17 protein-coding genes and 1 other RNA gene are annotated in these 25545 nt (G+C 35.2%); 2 read left to right on the top strand and 16 right to left on the bottom strand.

Going from position 1 to position 25545, the window contains the following annotated elements; all coding sequences use genetic code 11:
- Positions 1-114 precede the first annotated feature (114 nt).
- The 8 genes from ACTQZM_RS06645 to ACTQZM_RS06610 all read right to left on the bottom strand — a co-directional run bounded on the left by ACTQZM_RS06645 (position 115) and on the right by ACTQZM_RS06610 (position 14669).
- Positions 115-501, bottom strand: a complete 387-nt coding sequence (locus ACTQZM_RS06645; RefSeq protein ID WP_016252190.1) for a hypothetical protein — start codon at positions 499-501, stop codon at positions 115-117.
- A gap of 124 nt (positions 502-625) precedes the next feature.
- Positions 626-2044 (bottom strand): MFS transporter, encoded by a 1419-nt coding sequence (locus ACTQZM_RS06640; RefSeq protein ID WP_441653282.1) that lies wholly within the window; start codon positions 2042-2044, stop codon positions 626-628.
- A 113-nt stretch (positions 2045-2157) separates the two neighbouring features.
- Positions 2158-4578, bottom strand: a complete 2421-nt coding sequence (pheT, locus tag ACTQZM_RS06635) for a phenylalanine--tRNA ligase subunit beta (protein ID WP_441653281.1) — start codon at positions 4576-4578, stop codon at positions 2158-2160.
- 4 nt (positions 4579-4582) lie between these two features.
- Entirely contained in the window at positions 4583-5626 is a 1044-nt protein-coding gene (gene pheS, locus ACTQZM_RS06630; protein WP_113784147.1) for a phenylalanine--tRNA ligase subunit alpha, read from the bottom strand.
- 382 nt (positions 5627-6008) lie between these two features.
- Complete coding sequence (locus ACTQZM_RS06625) at positions 6009-6389, bottom strand: RidA family protein (protein WP_441653280.1); 381 nt, start codon at positions 6387-6389, stop codon at positions 6009-6011.
- A 26-nt stretch (positions 6390-6415) separates the two neighbouring features.
- Positions 6416-7354 (bottom strand): DUF1002 domain-containing protein, encoded by a 939-nt coding sequence (locus tag ACTQZM_RS06620; RefSeq protein WP_441653279.1) that lies wholly within the window; start codon positions 7352-7354, stop codon positions 6416-6418.
- 87 nt (positions 7355-7441) lie between these two features.
- Complete coding sequence (addA, locus tag ACTQZM_RS06615) at positions 7442-11113, bottom strand: helicase-exonuclease AddAB subunit AddA (RefSeq protein ID WP_441653278.1); 3672 nt, start codon at positions 11111-11113, stop codon at positions 7442-7444.
- Complete coding sequence (locus ACTQZM_RS06610) at positions 11106-14669, bottom strand: PD-(D/E)XK nuclease family protein (protein WP_441653277.1); 3564 nt, start codon at positions 14667-14669, stop codon at positions 11106-11108. Before ACTQZM_RS06610 ends, addA begins: the two co-directional genes overlap by 8 nt.
- Positions 14670-14821: 152 nt before the next feature.
- Here ACTQZM_RS06610 and ACTQZM_RS06605 point away from each other — a divergent pair, with 152 nt between their 5' ends.
- Both ACTQZM_RS06605 and ACTQZM_RS06600 read left to right on the top strand, forming a co-directional pair.
- Positions 14822-15361: a DUF308 domain-containing protein gene (locus ACTQZM_RS06605; RefSeq protein ID WP_113826783.1), complete on the top strand. Its 540-nt coding sequence runs from the start codon at positions 14822-14824 to the stop codon at positions 15359-15361.
- 109 nt (positions 15362-15470) lie between these two features.
- Positions 15471-16148 (top strand): YoaK family protein, encoded by a 678-nt coding sequence (locus tag ACTQZM_RS06600; protein ID WP_016252182.1) that lies wholly within the window; start codon positions 15471-15473, stop codon positions 16146-16148.
- Between the two features lie 41 nt (positions 16149-16189).
- Here the strand turns inward: ACTQZM_RS06600 and alaS are convergent, their stop codons facing one another.
- From alaS to ACTQZM_RS06560, 8 genes are all read right to left on the bottom strand, one after another.
- Positions 16190-18826: an alanine--tRNA ligase gene (alaS, locus tag ACTQZM_RS06595; RefSeq protein ID WP_441653276.1), complete on the bottom strand. Its 2637-nt coding sequence runs from the start codon at positions 18824-18826 to the stop codon at positions 16190-16192.
- Between the two features lie 275 nt (positions 18827-19101).
- Positions 19102-20190 carry a hypothetical protein gene (locus ACTQZM_RS06590; protein ID WP_441653275.1) on the bottom strand — a complete coding sequence of 363 codons (1089 nt, stop codon included), beginning with the start codon at positions 20188-20190 and terminating at the stop codon, positions 19102-19104.
- 96 nt (positions 20191-20286) lie between these two features.
- Positions 20287-21336 carry a DUF7278 family profilin-like fold-containing protein gene (locus ACTQZM_RS06585; RefSeq protein WP_441653274.1) on the bottom strand — a complete coding sequence of 350 codons (1050 nt, stop codon included), beginning with the start codon at positions 21334-21336 and terminating at the stop codon, positions 20287-20289.
- Positions 21337-21464: 128 nt separating this feature from the next.
- Positions 21465-22811, bottom strand: a complete 1347-nt coding sequence (locus ACTQZM_RS06580) for a DEAD/DEAH box helicase (RefSeq protein WP_248624347.1) — start codon at positions 22809-22811, stop codon at positions 21465-21467.
- Complete coding sequence (locus ACTQZM_RS06575; RefSeq protein WP_441653273.1) at positions 22808-23980, bottom strand: THUMP domain-containing class I SAM-dependent RNA methyltransferase; 1173 nt, start codon at positions 23978-23980, stop codon at positions 22808-22810. Before ACTQZM_RS06575 ends, ACTQZM_RS06580 begins: the two co-directional genes overlap by 4 nt.
- A 69-nt stretch (positions 23981-24049) precedes the next feature.
- An RNA gene (gene rnpB, locus ACTQZM_RS06570) (RNase P RNA component class B) lies at positions 24050-24407 on the bottom strand.
- A gap of 17 nt (positions 24408-24424) precedes the next feature.
- Positions 24425-24835, bottom strand: a complete 411-nt coding sequence (gpsB, locus tag ACTQZM_RS06565; protein WP_248621498.1) for a cell division regulator GpsB — start codon at positions 24833-24835, stop codon at positions 24425-24427.
- A gap of 135 nt (positions 24836-24970) precedes the next feature.
- Positions 24971-25516, bottom strand: a complete 546-nt coding sequence (locus tag ACTQZM_RS06560) for an SLOG family protein (protein ID WP_171310150.1) — start codon at positions 25514-25516, stop codon at positions 24971-24973.
- Positions 25517-25545 lie beyond the last annotated feature (29 nt).

Here is a 25545-nt window from a genome sequence, read left to right as displayed (position 1 = left end):
TTTATTTTTGTATTCACTTTCAAAAGATAAATAGAGATCTTTCCACTACTATCTAAATGGAAAGACCTCTATTTTTTCACATAGGGGCTACTTTTGGGTCAGCCCCTTTTTTCATTATCTTAAATTCTCCCAAACGGTAATTAACTTATTAATTTTACAGGGCGCATCTAAACCAAACTCTCTAAGTAACATTTGAACCAGATTTTCATCTAGTTTCTCTTTTTTACCTTCTTTGAAATGAGCAAATACGTGATAAGTCAGTTCATCGCAAAATTCTGGATGACTATGTAACCAGTATTCAACTGCCTTATTTTGATTTTTTTCTTTGGCATAATTTCTTTTATAATAATACCCGGCATAAGCTTTTTTCTTACTTTTATAACCAAATCCTTGGGCATCATCTAATATTTCCCCAGTTGTCACATTTATAATAATGTATCTAGCTTCTCCTCTTTGCGATAATTTTCTTGAATAGACTGCTTGATAATCTACATCATTCATGGTAATCCTCTCCTCTTTTTATGCTCTACTTTATAAATACGCAAAATATGAATAAAAGCTTTTTAAAACAATAAAAAAATCTAGAAAATCAGAAAAATCCTAATTCTCTAGATTACTTTTAAACTTATATTTTACGTAAGCGATAGATACTGATTATCAATGAGCTAAAACATAGTAAAAATGAACCAAAAAAGGCGATTTTCATACCATAAATAAAGAATTCTGGATGTTGATTCAAATAAGTGGTTACCTTATACCCTGCTTTGAGACTCATTGCTTGATAAAGAATAGTGGTTGCTAAACTAATACCGACAACCATCCCAAAGTTTCGCGCAAATGAGTTTAAACTTCCTGCCAGGCCAAGATTTTCTCGCGTCACACTACTCATGACCATTGTATTATTAGGGGATTGGAATAATGAGTTACCTAAGCCTACAAATGCAGTTATCGCTGCATAGACAAATATCGGCGTATGGATATCTAAAAACATGTAACAAATCTGGGTAATTGACAAAATTGTTAATCCAGAAATAACTAAATATTTTGGCCCAAATTTATCAGTTAATAAGCCGCTTAATGGTGAGGCAACGACCATAACGACTGGGAAAACCATCATTAACATTCCTGCCACACTTGGTTTAAGATTTAAAGTACGTTGCAAGTAAAATGGCACAATGACATTAATAAAAAAGTTTGAAGCAAAAATCAAAGTTGCACATAATAAACTGAGGCTGAAGGTTTGATTTTTGAAAATACCAAAAGTAATTAATGGCAATTTTACGCGTTTTTCCACTAAAATAAAGCCTGTAAAAGACAAAATGGCGGCGATGAATAAAATGATTGGTAAAATGCGTGTAAATCCAATCTCTTGTCCGATAAAGATGCCACCAAATAAAGTGATGATAAACAAGGCAAATAAGCCAAATCCTTTTGTATCAATCGGGTGGCCTGAGCGATGGATATCTTTAGGTAAAACTTTACTACCTAACAGAAAAGTTAAAATACCAATTGGAATATTAATCCAGAAGATATAGCCCCAAGGTAATTGTCCTAAGATTACCCCACCGATTCCTGGACCAGCGATTGAACCTAGAGAGACAAAAGCACCGATGGATCCTAATGCCCGACCTCTTTCACTCATTGGAAAAACCTCAGTGATAATACCGGTATTGGTGGCCATCGTCATACTTGCGCCGATTGCTTGAATAATACGAGCGACCAATAATAGACCTAATGAATGGTTGAAGCCACATAAAAAAGAACCTAAAGTAAAAATAATCATCCCTAGACGGAATACTTTAATTTTTCCAATGCTGTCTCCTAATTTACCAAAGACTAACAGACATGCACAGGCAGTCATTAAATAAATCGAAACTACCCACTCTACTTGGTTCATTGGAATATTTAAATCTTTTGAAATGACCGGTAATGCGATGTTTACAATACTACCATCTAAAGTGGACATAAATGTAAAACTAGCCACTGCAATTAAAATAAGCCAGCGATTTTTTTGAACGATAGGATTGTCCTGATAAGTCGGCAAAACAATCTCCTCCTTTAAATAAAATTTGGCGTAAAGTATCATAACATGAAAAACTAAAAAAAGCGAATAAAACCACTAGAACTCAAAATGAGAACTAGTGGTTTTAAAATGATTTATCGGATAATCGCTGAGAAGTTTTCAGTTAAGGCTTTGGTTACTTTTTCCATCGCTTTATTCACTTCTTCATCTGTTAATGTTGCTTCAGGATTCGTAAATGTTAATGAATAAGCCAATGATTTGAAGCCTAGGTCGATGTTTTTACCTTGATAGACATCAAAAATAGCGACCTCACTTAAGAATCTTCCAGCAGCTTGTTTAATGACGCTGACAACTTCTTGGTTTGCAATCTTTTCTGATACTAACATCGCAATATCACGTGACATGGATGGGAATTTAGAAACTGGTTTAAAGCTAAACTTGCCAAATGATGCAGCAATTAATGCTTCAACATTTAATTCTGCGACATAAGTTTCTGGAATGTCGTAAGCTTTAGCCGTTGTTGGGTGTACTTGACCAACAAAACCAATTAATTCTTCCCCTAAGTAGATATAGGCACTTCTACCTGGATGTAAATCCTTCATGTTTTGCGCACGTTGATATTTAATTTCATCAGCAACACTTAACTTTTCAAATAATTGATCTAAAATACCTTTTGCATGGTAGAAATCAACTTTTTCATTTGCTGTTTGCCAATCTTTTGCCTGCCATTGTCCACTTAAAGCAAAAGCAATATGGTTTTCTTCTAAAGGCAAGTTTTTCTTAGGATTTTCATTTTGATAGAAGACGCGACCAACTTCATACAAGGCGATTTGGGTATTTCTTCTAGCTACATTATATTGCACATCATCAAGTAACCCACTGATTAGATTCATACGTAATACACTACGATCTTCAGTCATTGGCCAATCTAGACGTGTCACGACGCTATCTTTAAATGTAAAGTGTTTAGATTTTTCTTCAGTCGTTAAAGCATAACTGATTGCTTCGTTTAATCCATCGCCTTCTAATAAAGTGCGAATTTTTCGTAAAGCTTTTTGCTCAGGAGTTAAGCTTCCTGCAACTGTTTCACCACTAGGCAGTGTTGAAGGAAGTTGATTGTAACCATATATACGCGCCACTTCTTCAATTAAATCAGCTTCAATACTGATATCCCAACGTCTTGGTGGCACATTAACTTGATAAGATGTTTCGTTGCGCTCAAAAGTAAAACCAAGGGCTGTAAAAATTTCATCAACTTGGTCAACTGTTAAATCAGTTCCAAGATATTGATTGATACGTTCCAATTTGACACCTACAGTTACATCTTTAGCATCCACACTTGAGCCAACGACTGCTCCAGCTAAGACCTCTCCACCTGCTAATTGTTGAATCATCGCAGCGGCAAAGTCACAAGCTTGACTCACAGTTGCACGGTTAATGCCTTTTTCAAATCGCGCAGATGATTCACTACGTAGGTTAAAGGCTTTAGATGCCTTACGAATCGCAATAGGTTCAAATAAAGCAGCTTCTAAAGCAACGGTTGTAGTTGTTTCAATAATTTCAGAATCTCTACCTCCCATAACTCCTGCTAAGGCTACAGGCTCTTTTCCGTTGGTAATAACGATTTGTTCTGGCGTTAGTTCACGTGTTTCGTCATCCAAAGTAACTAAGGTTTCACCAGCTTTCGCACGACGAACAACAATTTCTTGACTATTTAGACGATCGTAGTCAAACGCATGTAAAGGTTGACCAAATAGCATGAGTACATAGTTTGTTACATCGACAACATTATTAATTGGGCGAATTCCCGCATTCATTAAACGGTTTTGTAGCCATTGAGGACTTGGCGCAATTTTTACATTTTCAATGATGCGAATTTGGTAACTTGGGGCATCATTTGTATCTTCTACGCTAACTTTGATTTTATCGCTAGCTAATTGATTACTTTCTACTAACGATAAGTCTTTGAATTGTGGTGTTTGACGATAGATGGCGCCAACTTCATAAGCCACTCCACGCATACTTAAAGCATCTGCACGGTTTGGTGTAATAGACAGTTCAATCAAATCATCATCCATATCTAAATATTGAAAGACTTCCTCTCCACAAACGGCGTCTTCAGGTAAATATTGAATTCCTTCTGAATATTCTTTTGGAATGACGTTATCCGCATAGCCAATTTCTTGTAAGGAACAAATCATCCCATTTGAAACTTGCCCACGCATTTTGCCTTTTTTAATTTTGACATTTCCAGCAATTCTAGAGCCTGGTAAAGCAACGATGACTTTAATGCCGGCTTTGACGTTTGGTGCGCCACAAACGATTTGAGATAATTCTTCTTCACCAATATCTACTTGGCAAATAGATAGATGGTCAGAATCAGGATGTGGCACGCATTCTTTCACTTCACCCACGACAATTTTTTTCATCCCATCCATTGGTCTTGTTACTGCTTCGACTTCGATACCAGTTAATGACATTTGATCGGCTAATTCTTTCGCAGTGACTTTTGATAAATCTAAGTATTCATTTAACCATTTATATGATACTAACATTCACTTACTCCCCCTTAAACTGACTAATAAAGCGTAAATCATTAAGATAGAAGTTACGGATATCATTGACACCATAACGTAACATGGCGATGCGGTCTGGTCCTAAACCAAAAGCAAAACCTGAGTAAACTTCAGGATCGATTCCTGACATCTTCAAGACATTTGGATGCACCATACCTGCCCCTAAAATCTCAATCCAACCGGTGTGTTTACATACGGAGCAACCTTCACCACCACATTTGAAACAACTAACATCGACTTCAACACTTGGTTCAGTAAATGGGAAATAGCTTGGACGTAAACGAATTTTGCGATCTGCACCAAACATTTTTTGCATGACTTCTTCTAATGTTCCTTTTAAATCAGCCATTGTGACATTCTTATCAATTACTAATCCTTCAATTTGATGGAATTGATGAGAGTGAGTCGCATCATCAGTATCACGACGGAATACTTTACCTGGTGAAATCATGCGTAATGCCCCTTTAGAGAAATCGTGTTTTTCCATGGTGCGCGCTTGTACCGGTGAAGTATGGGTACGAATTAAAATTTCATCAGAGATATAAAAAGTATCTTGCATGTCACGAGCTGGGTGATCTTTTGGTAGATTCATGCGTTCAAAGTTATAGTGATCTTGTTCCACTTCGTATCCTTCGACCACTTCGTAACCCATCCCAACAAAGATATCTTCAATTTCTTCAATAATTTGCGTTAATACATGACGAGTCCCTTGTTTCATAGGTTTTCCAGGTAAGGTCACATCAATTGTTTCGTCTTCTAAAGCTTTTTGTAAGGCAAGTTGTTCTAATAATTCTTTCTTGGCTTCAATTTCTTTTGTGATCAAATCGCGAATTTCATTGGCAAAACTACCTACTTTCGGACGTTCTTCAGCAGATAAATCTTTCATACCACGTAAAACTTCAGTGATTGGTCCTTTTTTACCTAATGTTTCTACGCGAATTTGGTTCAAACCAGCTAATTCTTTTGTTTCTTCAATTTTAGCCAAAGTCTCTTGTTTGAGTGCTTCTAACTTTTCTTGTAAAGACATCAAAATTCCTCCTATAAGTTGAATCTATCAAAAAATATTGATTGAAATAGATGTTTAAGTGTTGATGAAAATAAAAAACTCGCTCCTATTGAAAGGAACGAGTTGTCGTGTTACCATCCTCATTCGTAAAAGCAAATATAGCCTTTTACGCACTTAATTCGTTAACGATAAAGTTTACCGATCTAGATAACTAGATTGACTAGAAAGTGAACTTCGCTTATCCGCCCAGCCCTTGCTTTCAGTCTATGGCAAGTCTCCCTGTTTCTGCTTGAAATAAGTTACTCTTTTTCATCATTGTCTTTTTTGATATTTAACTAATGAATAGTTTACAAGAGATTCTTGTAAATTGCAAGCAAGAACCAGAGTTTAAAAATATTTAAATTTATTTTTTAGCAAAGACTTCAATTTCTACTAAGAGTTCTGAATCAATTAGTTGTTTGACCTCAACCATTGTAGCAACAGGTTTAATCTCTTTGAAGAACTCACCATGTGCCCGTCCAATTTCTTCCCATTTTGAAATATCAGTCACAAACATTCTAGTACGATAAATATTTTCAAAAGGAATTTGATGTTTAGTAAACAAGTCTTTGATAGTAGTTAAAATATATTTGGTTTGTTCGTAAGCATTGCCTGGTGCATAGACTTTGCCATCTTTCATCGCAGTTGTACCAGCCACTTCAACACAATCATCAACTACTACCATCCGTGAATAACCAACAATATCTTCCCACAGTGAGGAACCAGCAATATTTTTTCGATTCATCTTTTTGTACTCCTTTGTATCAGTCGTTATTTAGTTGTTTGCGTGGGCTCTTCATTGCCACCTTGAAATACTCCTGAAATTGCTGCCCAAATATTGGCAAAGAAACTCTTGATTTTTTCCCATAACCCTTGGGATTTTGCTTCAAGTTCATTCTTTAAATTAGATAGATCAATTTCTTTACTCAAGTCTTTAAAAATATTTTTTTGATTCAGCATTGTTAGTAAATCAATAATTTTATTGACCTGTTCTTTGGTTAAGATATCTTGTAAACCTTGATTTTCTAGGGCTTGATTAACGGCTTGGGTAACAGTATCCTTATCAATTTTTTGACCTTCCGAAGCTGCTTTAGCCAGTAATTCTTTAGCTTCTTCTTGGGCCGCGTTTAGTTTTTCATCAGAATAACCAGAGACATTTTGATTTTCTTGGGTGATGTCATTTAAGACTTTCATTTCTTCTTGAGCTGCTTGTGTCCGTGTAGTATCTACTGTTCCGCCAGCTTCTTTTACGATTTTATACACACCAGCTAAGGCCCCCGAACCATCGATTGGAATCACTGAAGCCACTGTAATTTTAGCATCGGTAATTCCTGCTGTTTGAGCCGCATTTTTATACTGATTAGCGGTGATTGAAGTAATATTTGCTGGAGTTGCAATTTCTACTTCAATTCCCTCGCCTTTTGCTTTTGTTTCTAAATGAACGGAGGAATAGACTTTCCATTGTGCATTAAAGTCAGTTTTAGAAATATAATCCATTAAATCATTACCATCAGTTGTGTAAATGGGTACTTCTTTCACTTGCCCGAGTGAATTTAAGGTTTGCTGTTTTTGATCGTCTGTTAACGCATTTCCTAAAGCAATAGCATTGATTGAATCAGGGACATTGCTTGTATCAGCTTCTACATATTGAGGGATAGTAAAACCAATGCCACCAATAAGCAAGGCACAACATAGTAATCTTTTATTCATAATTAAAATCATCCTTTGGCTTTTTTTTACAATATAGCGCGTATATTATTGATTGTCAGTAAGCGAGTTAAAAAAATTACCAAAAATTTAGAAATCTAATATTTTTTGATGTGTGAGTAAAACTAATTTTCTCTCGCTAACTGGTAATTGTAAGGCTTGACTTAAGGCTTGGCTATAAAGTTTAAGCTGACCATAATAACGTTCTTTGGCGGTTTCTTCAATATTATTTTTAAAATAGTCCGTTTTAAAATCAAAAAGAATAATCTGTTCATTTTCGATAAAATAGCCATCTACTACACCGTGTACAAGCATGTGTGATTCTTTTTCATCGAAGTCTTGAAAAATTTCATTCGCTTCTTTTAACATCGCAAAAGGCACTTCTCGTTTTAAGGACTGAGCATTTTGGATGACTCTTTGTCCTAATGTTGATTGGAAAAACCATAAGATATGCTGATAAGGTATTTTTGAGACTAGTTTTTCATCAAGAATCTGATTTTCCTTCAGTCTTTGTGCTAATTGATGTAAGGAATCTGGTGTAATAGGCTGCGTGACATCAATCAATTGCAACAACTTGTGAGTCGCACTACCAATTTCAGCACCCGTAATTTTGACTTCTTGCATAAATCTAGGCATCGCTAATTCATTTGAAGTTTTACGATAGCCTTGTGTTTCTTGTTGCCAACGATTTTGCCAAACTAATTTATTCAGCTTTTCCTCATCTGGATCTTCGTATAATCGCTTCAACTCTGAAACAGATTGATAACTAGCTGTTTTTGTCGATAATGGATAATCATAAGCTTTAGTCATTTGCTGGATATATTCATCTAAAGCCTGATGATTCGCTGTTTCTTGCTGACTTGTCTCAGCTAAACTTTCAGATGAATTTTGCTCTGGTGCGACGAGTTGATCCGCTTGGTAAAAATGAATGCCGAATTTAGCTGGATGTTGAATGGTCATGGCTGTTGCAATTGATTCATCTACTTCTTTGGCAAATGACTCATGGCGAATTAAACAATAGCCAATCCAGTTGATAAAAGTATCTGCATTTAATCTAAGCATCGGACTTAATACGGTGTTTTCTTGCATTGCCGCCTTTTGCCATTCTTTGAGCATAGATTCCTTGTCTTTGACGGTTCCGACTAAATATAATTTTTGTTCAGCACGTGTCAAAGCAACATATAATTTTCGCATTTCTTCAGAGAAAGCTTTTTGTTTTTTCAATTGATTAATAACTAGATAAGGTAAAGTTGGGTATTGAATCTCTTGCTCATCTAAAAATTTCGTCCCCATCCCTAATTTTTCTTCCAAAATGTATGAATTTTTGAAGTCTTGTTGATTAAATTTCTTGGCTAAATCTACCACAAAACATACTGGAAACTCCAAACCTTTACTTTGGTGGATGGTCATAATCTGTACAGCATTTTCCTTGATTTCACTAACAGGTTTCGCTAAATCATGTTCTTTTTCTTGCATCATTTGAATAAAGCGAATAAATTGGTAAAGCCCTTTAAAACTGCTTTGTTCATAAGACTTAGCACGACTAATAAAGCTAAGTAAATTCATTTGGCGTTGTACTCCAGAAGGCATACCACCGACAAAATCTAAAAAGCCCGTATCTTGATAAATGGTCCAAAGTAGGTTTTCTAATGAATCGCGCTTGGCTAGATTTCGCCATTTGAGCAACTGTTGATAAAAATGAGTAATCTTTTCTTGATAGCCACTGCTTATTGATAAATTCTCTAAGAAAGCATCATAAAAGCGTTCTTTCTTACTATTAATTCTTATTTGCGCTAGTTGTTTTTCATTTAAACTAACGATGGGACTTCGAAGCACAGCTACAAAAGGAATATCTTGTAACGGATTATCAATGATTTTTAATACCGCCAGAATCGTTTGGACCTCTGTAGCTTGGAAATAATTTTGGGCATCGGCTAATTGGACCGGAATGTTTTTTTGCGCAAATATATCCAATAAATGGAGATGGTTTTTTCGAGTTGAAGATAAGATGACGCAATCACCATAAGTAATGTCACGAAATTTCTTTTGTTTTTTATCGTAAATATGAAATTTTTGTTCGATTAACTCTTGGATTTTATTCGTAATCACGTGAAATTCACCTTGTGTCTTATCATCAATTCCAAATTCATCTGCCATATCATCATCAAGTTCGGCTTGTTTTTCATATATCAGAAGCTCGGTATGAAAATCTTCACTTGATGGAAAAGCTGTGAAGCCGAATTTTAATTGAGCCGCTTCATCATATTCGATTTGTCCGACTTTTTGATCCATTAATTGTTCAAAAATTAAATTCGTAAAGTCTAATACTTCTTTTCTAGAACGGAAATTTTCAGCTAAAATAATGCGACGTCCACCCTCGTCATGTGCAAATTGTGTATATTTTTCGATAAAAAGTGTTGGATCAGCTTGACGAAAGGCGTAAATGGATTGCTTAACATCCCCTACCATAAACATATTCCCAGGATTTTCGGCTTTTCGCACATAAGAAATAATCGTTTCTTGTAGGCGATTCACATCTTGATATTCATCTACTAAGACTTCATCAAAGGTTTGGCGATAATAATCACTTGCAATACTTACACCATCGACTTCATGACGTAAAATTGCTAAAGCGAAATGTTCTAAATCATTGAAATCCAGGACACTTTTTTGCCGTTTTAATTGCGAAAATTCTACCATAAATTCTTTAGTCAGACTCACCGCAATTTTGATCATTTCTTGACTTTTAGCAATTAATTCTAGCGTTAACTCAGGATCTGTTGGCCAAGATTTTTGCGCATTTCCGAGTAATTCTTTCGCCATTTCGCGATAAGACTTCGCTAATTGTGCCTGGTCATAGTCTGTATGATCTTTTTTCACAGTTGTAAACCTTGCAAACTTCATATTTTGAATTTGTTCAAAAGCTTGTGTCAATTGATTTTGTTTTAGGCTTTCGATAGGTGCTTGGATCATTGCGATATCGTCTTTTAATAGCTGTTCGACTTTTTCCAAACTAGTATATTCAATCATCGTTAGGGCTTGCTCAAGGTATTTGATCATATCTGCTAAAAGAGAGAGGATATATGGTTTCGTGTATTCATTAAAGATTGGATAATCTTCTAGCGCCTCAACTGGTTCATAACTTTCAACCATATGATTTAACCATTTATCAGGGTTATCATTGGCTCGACTAAAACGATATAAATCCAAAATAAGCCGTAACATCCCCTCGTCAGAACGGTCATTTGCAAATTGTTGGACGAATTGATAAAAGGATGCATCTTCATTTTCATAATGGCGATTAATGACATTTTCAAGGGCTTCATCCATCAATAAAGTCTGTTCTGTCTCATCGCTAAGCAAACGAAAATTAGGATCAAGGTCAATCAAATAGTAGTATTTGCGAATAACCGATAAACAAAACGAGTGTAAGGTAGAGATATGACTCGTCGGTAAGTTCATTAACTGTTGACTAAAATGGGCTCGCTTTTGTTCATCTGACTCAGCATTAATGGCATCTTGTAGCGCTACTTGAATCCGTTCTTTCATTTCATTGGCTGCAGCTTCAGTAAAAGTCACAATTAATAAGCGATCAACGTGGCTACCAAGTTTAAGCTTTTCAATTACCCGTCGTACCAAAACAGTCGTCTTACCTGAGCCAGCCGAAGCACTGACTAATATATTATCTCCATCATCAAAAATCGCTTGCCACTGGGTATCAGTAAATAATTCATTATTAGGTTTTAAAGGAATATTAGGCATTTGGCGCATCCTCTTTCGTTAATATTTCGTCACGCACTGCTTTTTCAATGATACGATAACGATTTTCTGGTAATAAAGCATCAAATTGACAAATACTCTTAAATGGACAAGTTTGACAAGCACGTTTATTGTTGTGTAATGAAGGATTGATTTCCAGTTGTCCTTCATAAATGGCATTTCCGGCTTGTTGCATATTTCGATGATTGATATCAAATAGCTGTTTCATTTCATCATTTGTATAGAATTTATTTTTACTTTGGGAAACAATTCCAAGCTGGCCATCTTTATTTTTACGTAATGGAAAGACATAAGAATTTTCCTTGTTTTCTAATTGTGAATCCATTACTTCAAAAGCTTGTTCTTCACTAATAAAAAGTCCTTCATACTTGTATTTTTTAAGCAAATCGGTTTCTGTTGCTTCTTCAAATTTTCTTTTTGGACGGTAAACATGTAAATAATACGCGCCCAATGGTTTAATGTCATCGCGCTTTAATTCCTCTTTCACATAGTTTATAGCCACTTCTAGATAAGTAATTAACTGCATCGAAAGACCGTTGTAGAATTCAGTCAAATCAAATTGCTTGTTGCCAGATTTATAATCAACCACACTAACATAAGCTTCTTCAGGACGGTTGAAAAGATCAATCCGGTCAATTTTTCCACGTAAATGTATATGGTGTTTGTCATTTAAATCAATTGTCAGACCTTTTGCATGAGCCTCACGAGTGCCAGCTAAATGACCAAATACAAGTTCTGTTTGTTTAAATTGCATTAAGCCACGTTCTTGTTGGTTACGAATGACCCAGTACATTTGTTTAATGGTTTTTTCTAATTGTTGACGAATATAAACCATCCGTTTTGACCTTGCAAAGATTTCGTAACGACTATCACCTAACAATTTGATTAATACCTTTTCTAAAATTTCTGCTTGCTTTTCTTGTGTTAAAGGCTCTGTTTGTGAAATGATTTGTTGTACGATTTGGTCCAAAGCATCATGAAAGTAGCTACCAGTTAATGCTGGACTTAGTATTTGTTCTTGGCGTTCTCTAACCTTCAAGCCATAATTCAAGAAATAGCGATATTGGCAAGAATAGAAAGTTTCCAAACTAGAAATAGAGCTATATAAATTGTTTTGATATAACTGCGATGGTTGTTCAGGTGCCAGAGATGTGGCTGTATTATGATAGTTTAAACTACGAAAGATTTGTTTTGCTAATGTTGCTTGATTAGACTTAAGCAAGTAATCTTTGAGTTGTTCCCAAACAGTTGGCAGCGCTTGTTTTGATTCTTGGGTGAGTCGATATAAGACATTCAGTTGACGAATCAAAGCACGCGGGCTCACAAGATAATCACTTGGAGATACTTGTGGTTGAATCGCGGTATAAGTCTCAATATTTAAGTTTAATTGTTTGGCCAAACGAGAAAGGTAAAAAGATGGTTTTAAATTTTGACTATTATCATAATTCATTGGATAAGATAAATAGACCTGTTGCGAGCCACTCAACCATGCATTATAGGCGATGAAACTCTCTTTAAGGCTTTGCGACTTACTATTTGCACCTAATTGTTGAGTTTGCTCTAGTTGGTTGGCTAAAATATCTCGCTCTTCATCTGATAATAACGTTTTATTCTCAAATTTTCGTGGAAAGGCCCCTTCTTTTAACCCTAAGATAAAACTTACTTTTGTCTGATTGGCGCGAATCAACTCTAAACGATTTACTTTCAGTTGATCAATGGTTGCTGGAATTTGACTAAACTCATAATTATCAATGGCACTAAATAAAATAGCTTCGAATAAGTCCAAGTCAAACGGTGTTTCTTTATAAATATCATAAAATTGATCAAAAGTATCCATTAAGGCCTGCCAAGATTGTTCATGTAATCGTGATTTTTCTAAATGACCAGCAGCAAGTTCTTCATCTCTAAAATAAAGGATTTCACGATCAATATGACAGTCCATCAACCATTGATAAAGTGATGTGATAGCTTCTCCAAAAGTTTGAAATTCTTTAAGTTTTTGGACAAAAGGTACCACATTTTGTTGGAAGGCTCTTCTTAACTGATTAACTTGCATTTGTAAATTCTTGATTTCTTCACTAATATCCTTTTCATCTTCGAAATTATAATGTGGGAGTACCCAATCTTCCTCTTTTACCCAGTCATTTCCTTGATAATGATAGGCTAAAACAACATTTTCTAACTCATCAATCATTCGTCGCATTTGTAAATGACCAAGTTGCAAATCTTCTTGTTCTAATAATTCATCAAGGATAAAGAGTTCTGTTTTGAAAAAGTGCAGAACATCTGTGAAACGAAAATGATATTTATGAAAAGCAAAAAGCGATTTTAAAAGATCAGTTAAAGGATGTTGATTCATCAATTGAGGCGTATCAACAAAAAATGGAATCCCCGCCTCATCAAATGTGTATTGTAAAAAAGGCTGATAAATAGATAAATCAGGAGCAAAAATCTGGATATCTCTTAGCCGCAAATTTCCCTGTCCTTGTTGTAATAACTGTTTAATTTTGACTGCTACTCTTCTTAACTCTTCTTGTGGATTTTCTACCCGAGCAATTGAAAAAGTTTGTGCCTGAGATATATCAAATTGAGCGTTTTGATTGACATTCATCCATATTTGATGAATGGTTTGTTGCCATTCATTCGCGGGCTCTTTCACTTTTTCATCCAGTAATATTTTACATTGATTTTCTTTCGCCATTTCAATTAAACGTTGATAAGTCTGGCTCGTTGGATAAAAGACATCTAAAGGACTCAAAGCTTTTTTGGGATTGTCGATGAGTAAATCAATACAAAGCTGTCCGTAGCCCATGAAATGTTGTAATAATTCAAATTCCTCACTGGTGAAGTCTGAAAAGCCAGTAACAATAAATAAGGTATGACCAAACTCTGCTTTGAGTTGTTGCTTTTCATTTACTGTTAATTTTGTAGACGTTTCACTTGATAATTCAGCTAAGATGTTTAGAAATTGCTGATAAACAGTTTCATAATGGAAATCAAAATCTAGACATTTTTGGACAAATGCTTGATAGATGATTTGTAATTCGGCTAGTTTGTCCGCTAATTCAGCATGTTGCGTGGATTCATTTGATACTTGTAATAGTTGCATTTGAATTCGACCATTTTCAAATTCGTTAAATAAGTCTAGTACTTGCTGAATAAACCCTTGATTCATGATTTTACCACGATAAATGCGTAATTGCTCACTCGTTTCAATCAATACCTGACGTAAAATCATTTCTTTCGTTACGGATTGTAGCGGATGGTGAATGGCTACAGGAAGTTTCTGGGTATAAAACCAAGCTAACCGTTGAAAACTAAAAACTTGCAAATTCGTACTCGAAAATTCCTGGGTGTTTTCAAGTTGTTGATAGGCTTTTAATATTTCAATTTCGCGTTCAAATTTATTATAGTTAGGCACGATGAAAATAACTTGATGATTAGGCTGCGCTAAATGTTGCTGCGCTTTTTGCATTAAGCTCGTTAAATGATTGCTTGTTCCATCGCCATAGATAAACTGCAAAGTCAAAAGAACCACTCCTTTTGCGATAATTACTATTTACGATTATTATACCATAATATTTAATGGAAACGTGCGTACGAGTTATACAAAATCATACTTTTGATTGATTTCTAATTATATGGTTATTGTGTTATAATTAAATCATCAAATATATCGAGGTGGATAAAATGAATACCTTTTTTAAAACCATCCAAGTAAATCAACTATTTCTTGGGCTTGCTTATATTATCTTAGGGTTACCATTAATCATTGCACCAAAAAACTCTTTACAGTTAGTGATTACAATTTTATCACTTGTCTTATTATTCTTTGGTGCCAAAAATTGTTATAATGCCTATCGCTTTAAACAACGAATGGGTTATTATGATAGTCGCATGAGTAGTGGGGTTGGTTTGTTGATTGCAGCATTAGTGGTCTTTTTCTTATCAAAATTATTACTTTCTTTCTTACCGATTATTATTGGTTTGGGCATATTGATTTCTGGTATTAGTCAATTAATGATGAATCTCAACATTCAACAAGCAGTCGGTCATCATATCGGCAGCATCATTTACAGTATTTTAATCATCATTGCTGGATTAACCATTTTGTTAAATCCATTTACAGGTGTTTTAGTGGTTATTCAATTTGGTGGTGCTATTCTAATTGTGATGGGTATTTCAGCGATTATTAATCATTTTCGTTATAAAAATTCAAATATCTTTTAAAGAGAAGCCTTCTTTTTTAGAGGGCTTTTTTTGGTGAAATGAACTTGAAATTTTCAAGAAACTATTCTATTCTAAAGCTAATAAGGCATGAATTGAAGGAGTTGAAAAAATGGAAACTACATTCCATGAAAACCGCTTTGTTGGCTTACTCTTGACTTTTATTGGAGGGGGCATTGATGCATTTACGTATTATCATTTCAATACTTTCGCTGCCACACAAACAGGCAATCTCGTGTTAGCTATTATCGATGCTGTTAAGGGCGAGTTTACTTTAGTTGGCGAGAAATTATTGTCCACCCTCTTTTTCTTTTTAGGGATTATCTTGACGAAATTTTTAGTGAGCTATTTTCGCAAAAAAAATCATCCATTCTGGCGTCTAGGCATTCTATATTTTGAAACACTAGTATTTTTTATGCTAAGTTTGTTTATTGTAGATTTGCCGATTACCGTGATTACCATTATTATTTCGTTTGCTACGGCGATGCAATGGTGTAGTTTTGAACGGATTAACGGTATGAGTTATACCAGTATTATGACTACCGGTAATTTAAAATCAATGGCAACGAATTTATTCGATTATCTTGAGCATGGGAAAGAGCAAAATCTACGTCAATTTTTCCATTATTTATTTGTTGTCATGTCATTTTTTGCTGGGGCTTTCACCATTGCCTTACTGAGTCATCATTATCATTTTAAAGCGATTCGGTTAACTGCTTTACTATTCTTTGGTTTAGCGCTTAGCCAAACGTATCAAATGTTCAGATTAAGAAAAATTATGAATCCATAAAAAAGAAGAAGCTCATTTTACTGAGCTTCTTCTTTTATTTATTATGCTAAGTAGTTCGCCACTTCATTTAATGCATCCGGAATGCCTGCTGGATTTTTACCACCAGCTTGGGCCATATCAGGACGGCCACCACCGCCACCACCAACTTTTGGTGCAATAGCCTTAATTAAGTCACCTGCTTTGATTCCTTTTTCTAAGCCATTTGGACTAACGGCAGCTAATAGATTCACTTTACCATCATTTTCTGTCGCTAAAACTAACACATCAGAAATGTCTTTTTGCTTCCATTGGTCGGCAAGTTGACGCAATTGATTCATATCCTTCACTTGTACTTTAGCAGCAATATATTTTACATCATTGACCACTTTGACATCTTTAAAGACATCGCCTGCTTGTTGGTTCGCTAATTTACTTGCAAGTGCTTCGTTTTCTTTTTGCACTTCACGTAATTGTTGTTGAAGTTGTTCTACTTTTGTTGTAGCTTCTTTATATTGTGGTGCTTTCACTAAACTTGCAATTTGTTTTAAGATTTGCTCTTGATTTTCAAGCAATTCATAAGCTGCTTTACTTGTTACGGCTTCAATACGACGCACACCAGCTCCGATACCTGATTCAGCAACAATCTTGAAGATACCAATTTCTTCAGTATTTGACACGTGATTTCCACCACATAATTCAATAGACCAGTCAGACACATTTACCACACGTACAAATTGGCCATATTTTTCGCCGAATAAAGCCATCGCGCCCATTTGTTTAGCAGAATCAATATCTGTTTCAATGGTTACTACAGGTAAAGCTTCCCAAATTTTCTCATTTACAATGCGTTCCATGCGAATTAATTCTTCAGGAGTTACTTGACCAAAATGCGTAAAGTCAAATCGTAAATGATCCGGTGTTACAAGAGAACCCGCTTGATTGGCATGGCTTCCTAACACTTCTTTTAATGCTTTGTGTAAAAGGTGGGTTGCAGTGTGATTTTTGATAATACGGTTGTGACGCGCTTTATCGACTACTAATTGGTAAGTTTGCCCCACAGTTAATGCTTCTTTTACTTCAAGTGCATGTAAGAATTGGCCATTTGGTGCTTTCTTGACATCAGTTACATGAGCGACCACTTGTCCACTGCCATCGATAATATCTCCGGTATCAGCAATTTGTCCACCCATTTCAGCATAGAATGGTGTTTGAGCAAAAATCGCTTGAACTTCACCTTCAGAAACGCTATCGACAATCGCTTCGTCTTGGATTAAAACTAATAATTCACTTTCAGCTTCTAATACTTCATAACCGACATATTCACTTTCAACTTTAATATCAGTCAATAAGGCAGACTGAACTCCCATAGATAATTCTTTGCTACGAGCATTACGCGCACGTTCTCTTTGGGCTTTCATTTCTACTTCAAATCCCGCATGATCAATCTTAAATCCTTCATCACTGGCAATTTCTTCCGTTAATTCAACAGGGAAACCATAAGTGTCATATAGACGGAAAATATCACTACCTTGTAAAGTATCTTCGTGATTTTCTTTTAATTGGGCGATGACTTGGTTTAAGATAGCCAGACCTTCATTGATTGTTTCATGGAAGCGTTCTTCTTCGTTTTTGATAACTTTTTCAATGAAGTCTTTTTTAGCAAGAACTTCAGGATAGTAGCTTTCCATAATTTTTCCAACAACTGGGACTAATTGATATAGAAAAGCTTGCTTAATGCCTAGTTTTTGACCATGCATGACCGCACGACGTAATAAACGACGCAAAACATAGCCACGGCCTTCATTTGATGGCAAGGCTCCATCGCCAATCGCAAAAGATAAGGCACGAATATGGTCAGCAATTACTTTAAAGGAAATATCTGTTAATGGTGATTGTCCGTATTTAACACTACCACTTAATTTTTCCACTTCTTTAATGATTGGCATAAATAGATCAGTTTCAAAGTTGGTTGGTGCATTTTGGACGATAGAAACCATTCGTTCAAGCCCCATCCCTGTATCAATGTTTTTATGTGGAAGTGGTTCATAAGTATCATCTGGTTTGTGATTGAACTCTGAAAAGACAAGATTCCAAATTTCCAAGTAACGTTCATTTTCGCCCCCAGGATAGTTTTCTGGGTCATCTTCAGCCACATTGTTAAATTCTTGACCACGGTCATAGAAAATTTCTGTATCCGGACCACTTGGACCAGCACCAATATCCCAGAAATTATCTTCAATTTCCACGATATGATCTTTAGGTAGACCAACTTCTTCATGCCAAATACGTTTTGCTTCTGTATCTTTTGGATAAACAGTCACATAAAGTTTTTCTGGATCAAAGGCCATCCATTCAGGTGAAGTTAAAAATTCCCAAGCCCAGTGAATGGCTTCTGTTTTGAAGTAATCACCAATTGAAAAGTTTCCTAACATTTCAAACATGGTATGGTGACGGGCTGTTTTACCCACATTTTCAATATCATTGGTACGAATAGATTTTTGAGCATTGGTAATTCTTGGATTTTCAGGAACAATTGAACCGTCAAAATATTTTTTTAATGTCGCAACCCCAGAGTTAATCCATAATAGTGTTGGGTCGTTAACTGGGATTAAAGATGCACTTGGTTCGATATTGTGACCTTTTGATTTAAAAAAGTCTAAAAACATTTGGCGCACTTGAGCACTAGATAATTCTTTCATAATTCTCCTACTTTCTTTAAAATTAAAAAGACATCACTGCATGCAAGGACGAAACTCGCGGTACCACCCTGCTTGCAATGATGTCTGATCATTACCTCTTTATATCTATTAACGCTAGATTCACGTTGATATTTCTACCAATGGAATAAAGGGAGCAATATTTAACGGCTGTATCTTACTTCCACCACCATAAGACTCTCTAGAACAACTATCTTAAATACCATATCCTTTACTTTTCATAGTATAGGTAATTTTGTATAAGATGTCAATGCAAATTACTCATTCCAAGTAAAATTACCGCCATTTTCACCAATAAACTCATTATCGTTTTGTGGTGTTTCTGGATCTGGTGTGGATGGTGTAGGCTCTTCACTACTACCGGTACCAGTATCTTGGTTCCCACCTGTTTGTTGTCCTTGATTATTTTGTTGATTATTTTGGTTACCTGTTCCACCCGTATTAGCGCCATAATAATTATTTGGTGTAGTATTATCATATATTGTTGTATCTTGATTCATTGCGCCATTAGTGTTTGTAGCTGAATCAGTTGTTGTTTCTGTTTGTGTGGTTGCTTGGGCTTGGACCGTTGCCTCAATTGCTTGTAAGCCTTCCGTAAAACTATCTCTGATTTTTGGATTTTTAATTTGACCAATCAATTGTTTCACCTGATCTAAGCTTGCTTGATTCGCCTGTTCAGTCACAGTTTTATCTTTATATAATTGGTTATATAGGTCTTTGGCTTGAGTCACAGCTTTGATTTGTCCTTCAGCAATATCTAACCCTTGATTTAATGCTTTTTGATAATCATCTTTGGCATCTTTCGTATAATTTGCTTTTTTCACTTGATCAAAATCAGCTTGCTTTAAAGACGCCGTAATCAATACTTCCTTATTTTGCTTATCACCTGTCAGAAATGGATGTTCAAATAAACCATTGATTGCTTTTTGACTAGCAAATTTCTTTTGTAATGATTGGAAGTTTGTTAGTAATTGATTTACTTTATCTTTTTCAGCTTGAACTTGTGATTGATAAGACGCTAAATCATCAGAATTCAAACTTTTTAGATTAGCCAAAGCTGCATTATATTCATTTTCAAAATTATTGATACTTTGTTGAATATCATCTAATTTCTTTTGATCTAGATCTGTAGCCAGGAATATCTTCTCTTTGTTTAAGTAACCTGCTGCTACTTTTTTATTCACTTGGGCATATTGTTGGTCTACATTTTCAATGAAATTCTCAATGACATCTTTTGATTGCGTATCTGTATGCCGTTGAGAATATTTGTATCCTACAATACAAATGATAGATACAGAAACCATCAATAATATTGTAATAACAATTTTCAGAATTTTTTTATCCATCCTCATCCTCCTAAAAAACAACAATTACTAGATAATACTAGCATTTTCATCCCCTAAATACAAATTGAAATGTTAAAAAAGTAAAAAATATTTTAATCAAGCTTCAATGATGATTGCCTTACGATAAGTATAATCTTTAGGCGAAAGAACTTCAAAAGGCGAAATAGATTTTCTAGGACGATAGTAAGTTGATAGTGGTAGATAATCTAAAAGTGGGACTTGGCAATATTCCCATTGATCAAGTTTCAATTGTTGATCAGCAGTAATCTCAAATTGCTTCAAATCCCCAGCAAAACTCAAACCAAACATATTCGGACGACTGACAATTTTATGTATCTGATTCTTCCAAAATGAATGGTCTTCTAACAGCTCATTGCCCCATCTAAATAATCGGCGAGTCGTACCACCTACCGCATATTCCCATTGGTCTTCATTCATTAAATCCATGACTTCTTTTTGTAAATATTTACGTAACTCTTCTTGCGTACAGAGTTGATGAGAATATACCGTGTAGCTTTCTAGTTCAGGATTTAGTTTGGCATAAAATTGATTTTCATGAAATAATTCATTAGGAAACTCAAAAAATAAAGAGTCTTCAAAATTTTGCGGCGGCGTTAATGCTTGCTTGATTTGATCTTCAAACTTTGCAAATTCATCTACTGTCCCAACAAATTCACCCGTTACTGCTTGAAATTCACCTAAATAACTACAACCGACTGGTAAAGCATATTTTGCCACTAACATCGGTGGAATATCTACTTGGCGCAAACTAGAAGTTGATTCATTTATAAATACATCCCATTCTTCGGTTGTCTGTAATCCGTAATTTTTTTGATAGTCTTGCACTTTTTTCGTATAAATGGCATTTTTCATATCCCAATAAAAAGCAGGTAAAGGCTGTGTACCAGAATCCCAACCTAAAATGGCGCCTTTTTTTCCTGGTAAAAAGACAAAAGTTTCCTCATCTAAATTGACTTCAAAAGTTTCGCATTTTACACCTGCTAATTCAAACTGACTCAGAGTAATATGACTTACTTGTTTAAGTGGACTGACATAATAAGCCAATATCTGACTAAATAAGTCTCTTTTAGTGCTCACAGAATAATTTTTCCAGTTTGACCAATCCAATGCATCGATAACCTTCATGTAATCACTCCCAAAACCATTATACTTGCTCACATTATAACATACTTGCCATTAATCGGATGAATGTTTTTCAAAATTTTCCATAGAATAAAAACAGCCTCCTCATATAAGCTGGGAGACTGTTTGAATTATATACTTGAGTTTTTCTTATGTTTTCTTGCAGTACGTCCTTTTTGTCGACGTTCCATTTTACGTTTTTGTTTATTTGATTTCTCAATTTCTCGTTGAATTTGCTTCTTATAGCCAGGCTTAATTTTTTTCTTTTTCTTCTTCACTAAGCCAATCAATGTCGTATCTAGTTCATCGCGTTTCTTTTCACGTTTTTGACGACGATTACGATCGTAGGAATCAACGACCTCATCATTCTTGATTTCCTTTGGTTTGAAAGTAATACCTAGCGCTTCAATTTCATTAATTTTTCTTTCATCACTTGGTTCGTAAAGAGTGATAGCTGTGCCTGGTAATTGATTCCGTCCGGTTCTTCCTACACGATGAATAAAGAACTCTAAATCATCCGGTATCTCGGCATTGATAACATGAGATACACCTTCGATATCAATACCGCGTGCAGCTAAATCGGTTGCGACAACATATTGAAAGTCTAAATTTTGAATTTGCTTCATGACGCGTTTACGTTCACGAGGTAAGATATCGCCATGAATCGTTGCGACACTTAATCCTTGGTTTTTCAAATATTGGCTGATTTCATCTACTCTTTGTTTCGTGTTCGCAAATACAATCGCCAAATAAGGGTGTCCAATTGTTAATAATTGATAAATAATTTGGTTCACGTCTTTACCTTTAGTTGAAATTAACCAGTTATCAATTGTTTCTGAAATGACCGTCTTGGGTTTAATTTCTTCAATTAAAGGATTGTTCATATATTTTCTCAAAAATGGACGTAATTTTTCAGGAATTGTAGCTGAAAATACAAGCATTTGTAAATTATCTGGCATTCTACCGGCAATTTGATCAACATCAGCTAAAAATCCCAAATCTAATGTCATATCAGCTTCATCGACAACCATAACTTGCGTGGTATGAATCAATAAATCCCCTGAAGTGACTAAATCCAAAATTCTGCCTGGTGTACCAATAACGATATGCGGTTGTTTGGTGGCTAATCGTTCTACTTGACGTAATTTATCCGTCCCACCAACAAAATTCATAATTGAAATTTCTTCATCAGAAAAATCAGCTAATTGTTTGGCCGCTTGATAAATTTGAGTAGCTAATTCTCGACTAGGCGCTGTAATAACGGCTTGCACATTTTGTTGTTCCAAGTCTAATTGATTAAAAATCGGTAATAAAAAGGTATGGGTTTTCCCTGTTCCTGTTTGAGACTGTCCCACAACACTGCGACCAGCTTGAATGACAGGTATTAATCGTTCTTGCACTTCTGTAGGTTGTTTAAATCCCTTATCCGCAATCGCAGTCAATAAATAATCTTGTAATTGAAAGGCTGCAAAACTCATTTTATCTCCTCCTTCTTCTCTTTTCTAGGTGGCCGTGTTCCCCAATATTGGAAATAATCACATCTTAACGCCCCATTATATAGTTTTCGTTTTTTAGTTGCTTTTTGCCCATAAAATTCTTCAAAAGCTAAATCACTTGTTAATATATATTTGCTCCAAGTCGTTAGTGGTTTCATGACTTGTCCTATTTCGCGATAGAGTTTTCTAACAGTATCGCGCTCACCTAAACGCTCTCCATAAGGCGGATTCGCAACGATTACACCATATTCTTTATCTGTTTTAAAGTCTTTAACAGCTTGTTGTTTGAAGGTAATTGAATCGCTAAGTCCAGCCTCGAGTGCATTTTGTTTGGCAATTTCAATCATGTTTTCATTAATATCCATTCCCAAAATATCTAGTTCAACGTCATAGTCTGCTTGTTCATCCGCTTCAGTACGAACCTTTTCGAAAATATCCTGATCAAACCAACTCCATGTTTCGCAGACAAATTCACGATTAAAGCCAGGTGCAATATTGTGACCGATTAACGCTGCTTCGATACATAATGTTCCAGAACCACATACTGGATCGATAAAAGGACGATCTTTTCGCCAATTCGTTAACATGACCATTGCAGCAGCCATATTTTCTTTTAACGGCGCGCCCCCTTTATCCAGACGATATCCTCGTTTAAATAAACTTGGTCCGGTGGTATCAAGTGTGAGGGTCACTTTATCTTTCAACAGAGCGACTTCTAATTTATATAATGCCCCTGTTTCAGGAAGTGGCATATGACTTGGTCGATGATAATATTCACGCAAACGGTTGACAATAGCTTTTTTTGTAATCGCTTGGCAGTCAGAAACACTAAACAATTTTGATTTAATTGATTTACCTTCTACAGGAAAATTTGCATCTAAAGGTAGATAATCTTCCCAAGGTAAACTTTTTACTTTATTGAACAATTCGTCAAAACTAGTTGCTTCAAACTCGCCAACTACAATTTTGACACGATCTGCACATCTCAACCATAGATTCGTTTTAGCAATTGTCTCCATATTTCCACGAAATCTAGCACGGCCATTTTCTACTTGACATGCAATGCCCATTTCTCGTAATTCTTTTCCGACTAATGCTTCTAACCCACTTGCTGCAGTTGCAATTAATTGAAAAGTCTGCTCTTTTTGCATAATTTCCTCCTAAATTTTACTAAAAAAAACGGCTGAACCACTGTCAGCCAAACCCTGTTTATTGTGATTTTCTATAAGCCATGTTTTGTCCTATCTTATCCAGGGAAAAAAGATATGGATAATCATCTATCTGCATTCAATGCCCCTTTGATCCGTTCATTTCCGTCCAAAAGGCGCCCCTACCATAATTTGGGTTGCTCACTCGAGGGGTTTACCCGTTTCACAATAAGATTTCTCTTATTTATCGTCACTGTTGCACGTTAAGGAATTCTCTGGCATAGAAATTTCCTTAGCCATTACTTCCGCCGTTATAGTAAAACTATACCTTAGCTTATTGTTTCGCTAAGCACGAACACTACAAGCATCGCAGCTTGTGTGAGCATGGACTTTCCTCAGGGTAATAAATACCCCGCGATTATCCGAAAATCACAAATATATACATCATTAAAATAGACGAGTTTTATCTAAATCATCTTCGCTGTTGGTATAATTAGAACTCAAACCATTTAAAGAAGATGTTGGTTCAATAGTTACTTCTTGATCTAATTTTTTACCAAAGACTTCTTTTTCAAGGTTTGATAAGCGTTTTAAGATATCAAAGTTTGTTACTGTTTGACTCTTTTGGCTTTCAGGTTGGATTTTTGACATTACTGCTTGACTCTTGTTTAATTGGTTAATTTTAGCATTTAAACGGTCATTTTCTTCTTGTAATGCAAGGATTTCTTTATTGAAAGTTTCATAGTCTTTCATAATATTATCTAGGAATTCATCCACTTCATCTGGGTCGAATCCTCTCATTTTTACTTTGAATTCTTTATTAAAAATATCAATTGCTTTGTAGTTATACTTTGCCATTATTTTCACCTCATAGTCTCTTTTGTCCACACTTCTTTCTCTATTCTATATAAAACCATAAATAAAAGCAAACAATTTCTAGAAAATTTCTATTGTTTTTCATAAAAATTTAACCAAAAAGCTAATTCTTATCATTTACCCTTCTTCAAAGAGGTCATTTGCAAAACTTTGTAAGTCATCCATCGAATTTAGTATTAATTCTTTTCCTGTTTGTTCCCATTCTTTCAGTAAATATTGGGATTTGCCAGGAAATTCTTTATCATAAATTGCCCACATTACATCGGCATGTGACACAATAAATTGGGAATGATTTCTTAATTGTGAAGGATCAGAATAAGTTTTTTGACTAACAAAATTGAGATAGTCTGCCTGTTGGATGACTTCTTCAAATGTTTGTTGATTATAACCTTGCCAATTTTCGCCAAAATTTTGAAAAGGTAGTAAGACACCTATCTGAATATCATATCCCTCATTTTTTAATTCAAAAGCCATCTGTGCACTCCACAATTCAACCCCTAAATTACCGCCTATGATAAACCATTGTGCACCATTATCTATTAATTGTCGTAAAGAATGTTTAATAAATTTATAAAGTATTGCTAATTTCGGGTCTTTTGCTTGAAAAATCCCTAATTCATAATTACGATATCCAGTGATGACAATAATTTTCCGTTTTTTCATCTACACTTTTCTTTCTATTTTATTTTTTG

The sequence above is a fragment of the Enterococcus cecorum genome, assembly GCF_052119425.1.
Classification (GTDB): domain Bacteria; phylum Bacillota; class Bacilli; order Lactobacillales; family Enterococcaceae; genus Enterococcus_E; species Enterococcus_E cecorum_C.
Note: the sequence above shows the minus strand (reverse complement) of the source record. Positions and strands in the feature narration are given on the sequence as shown.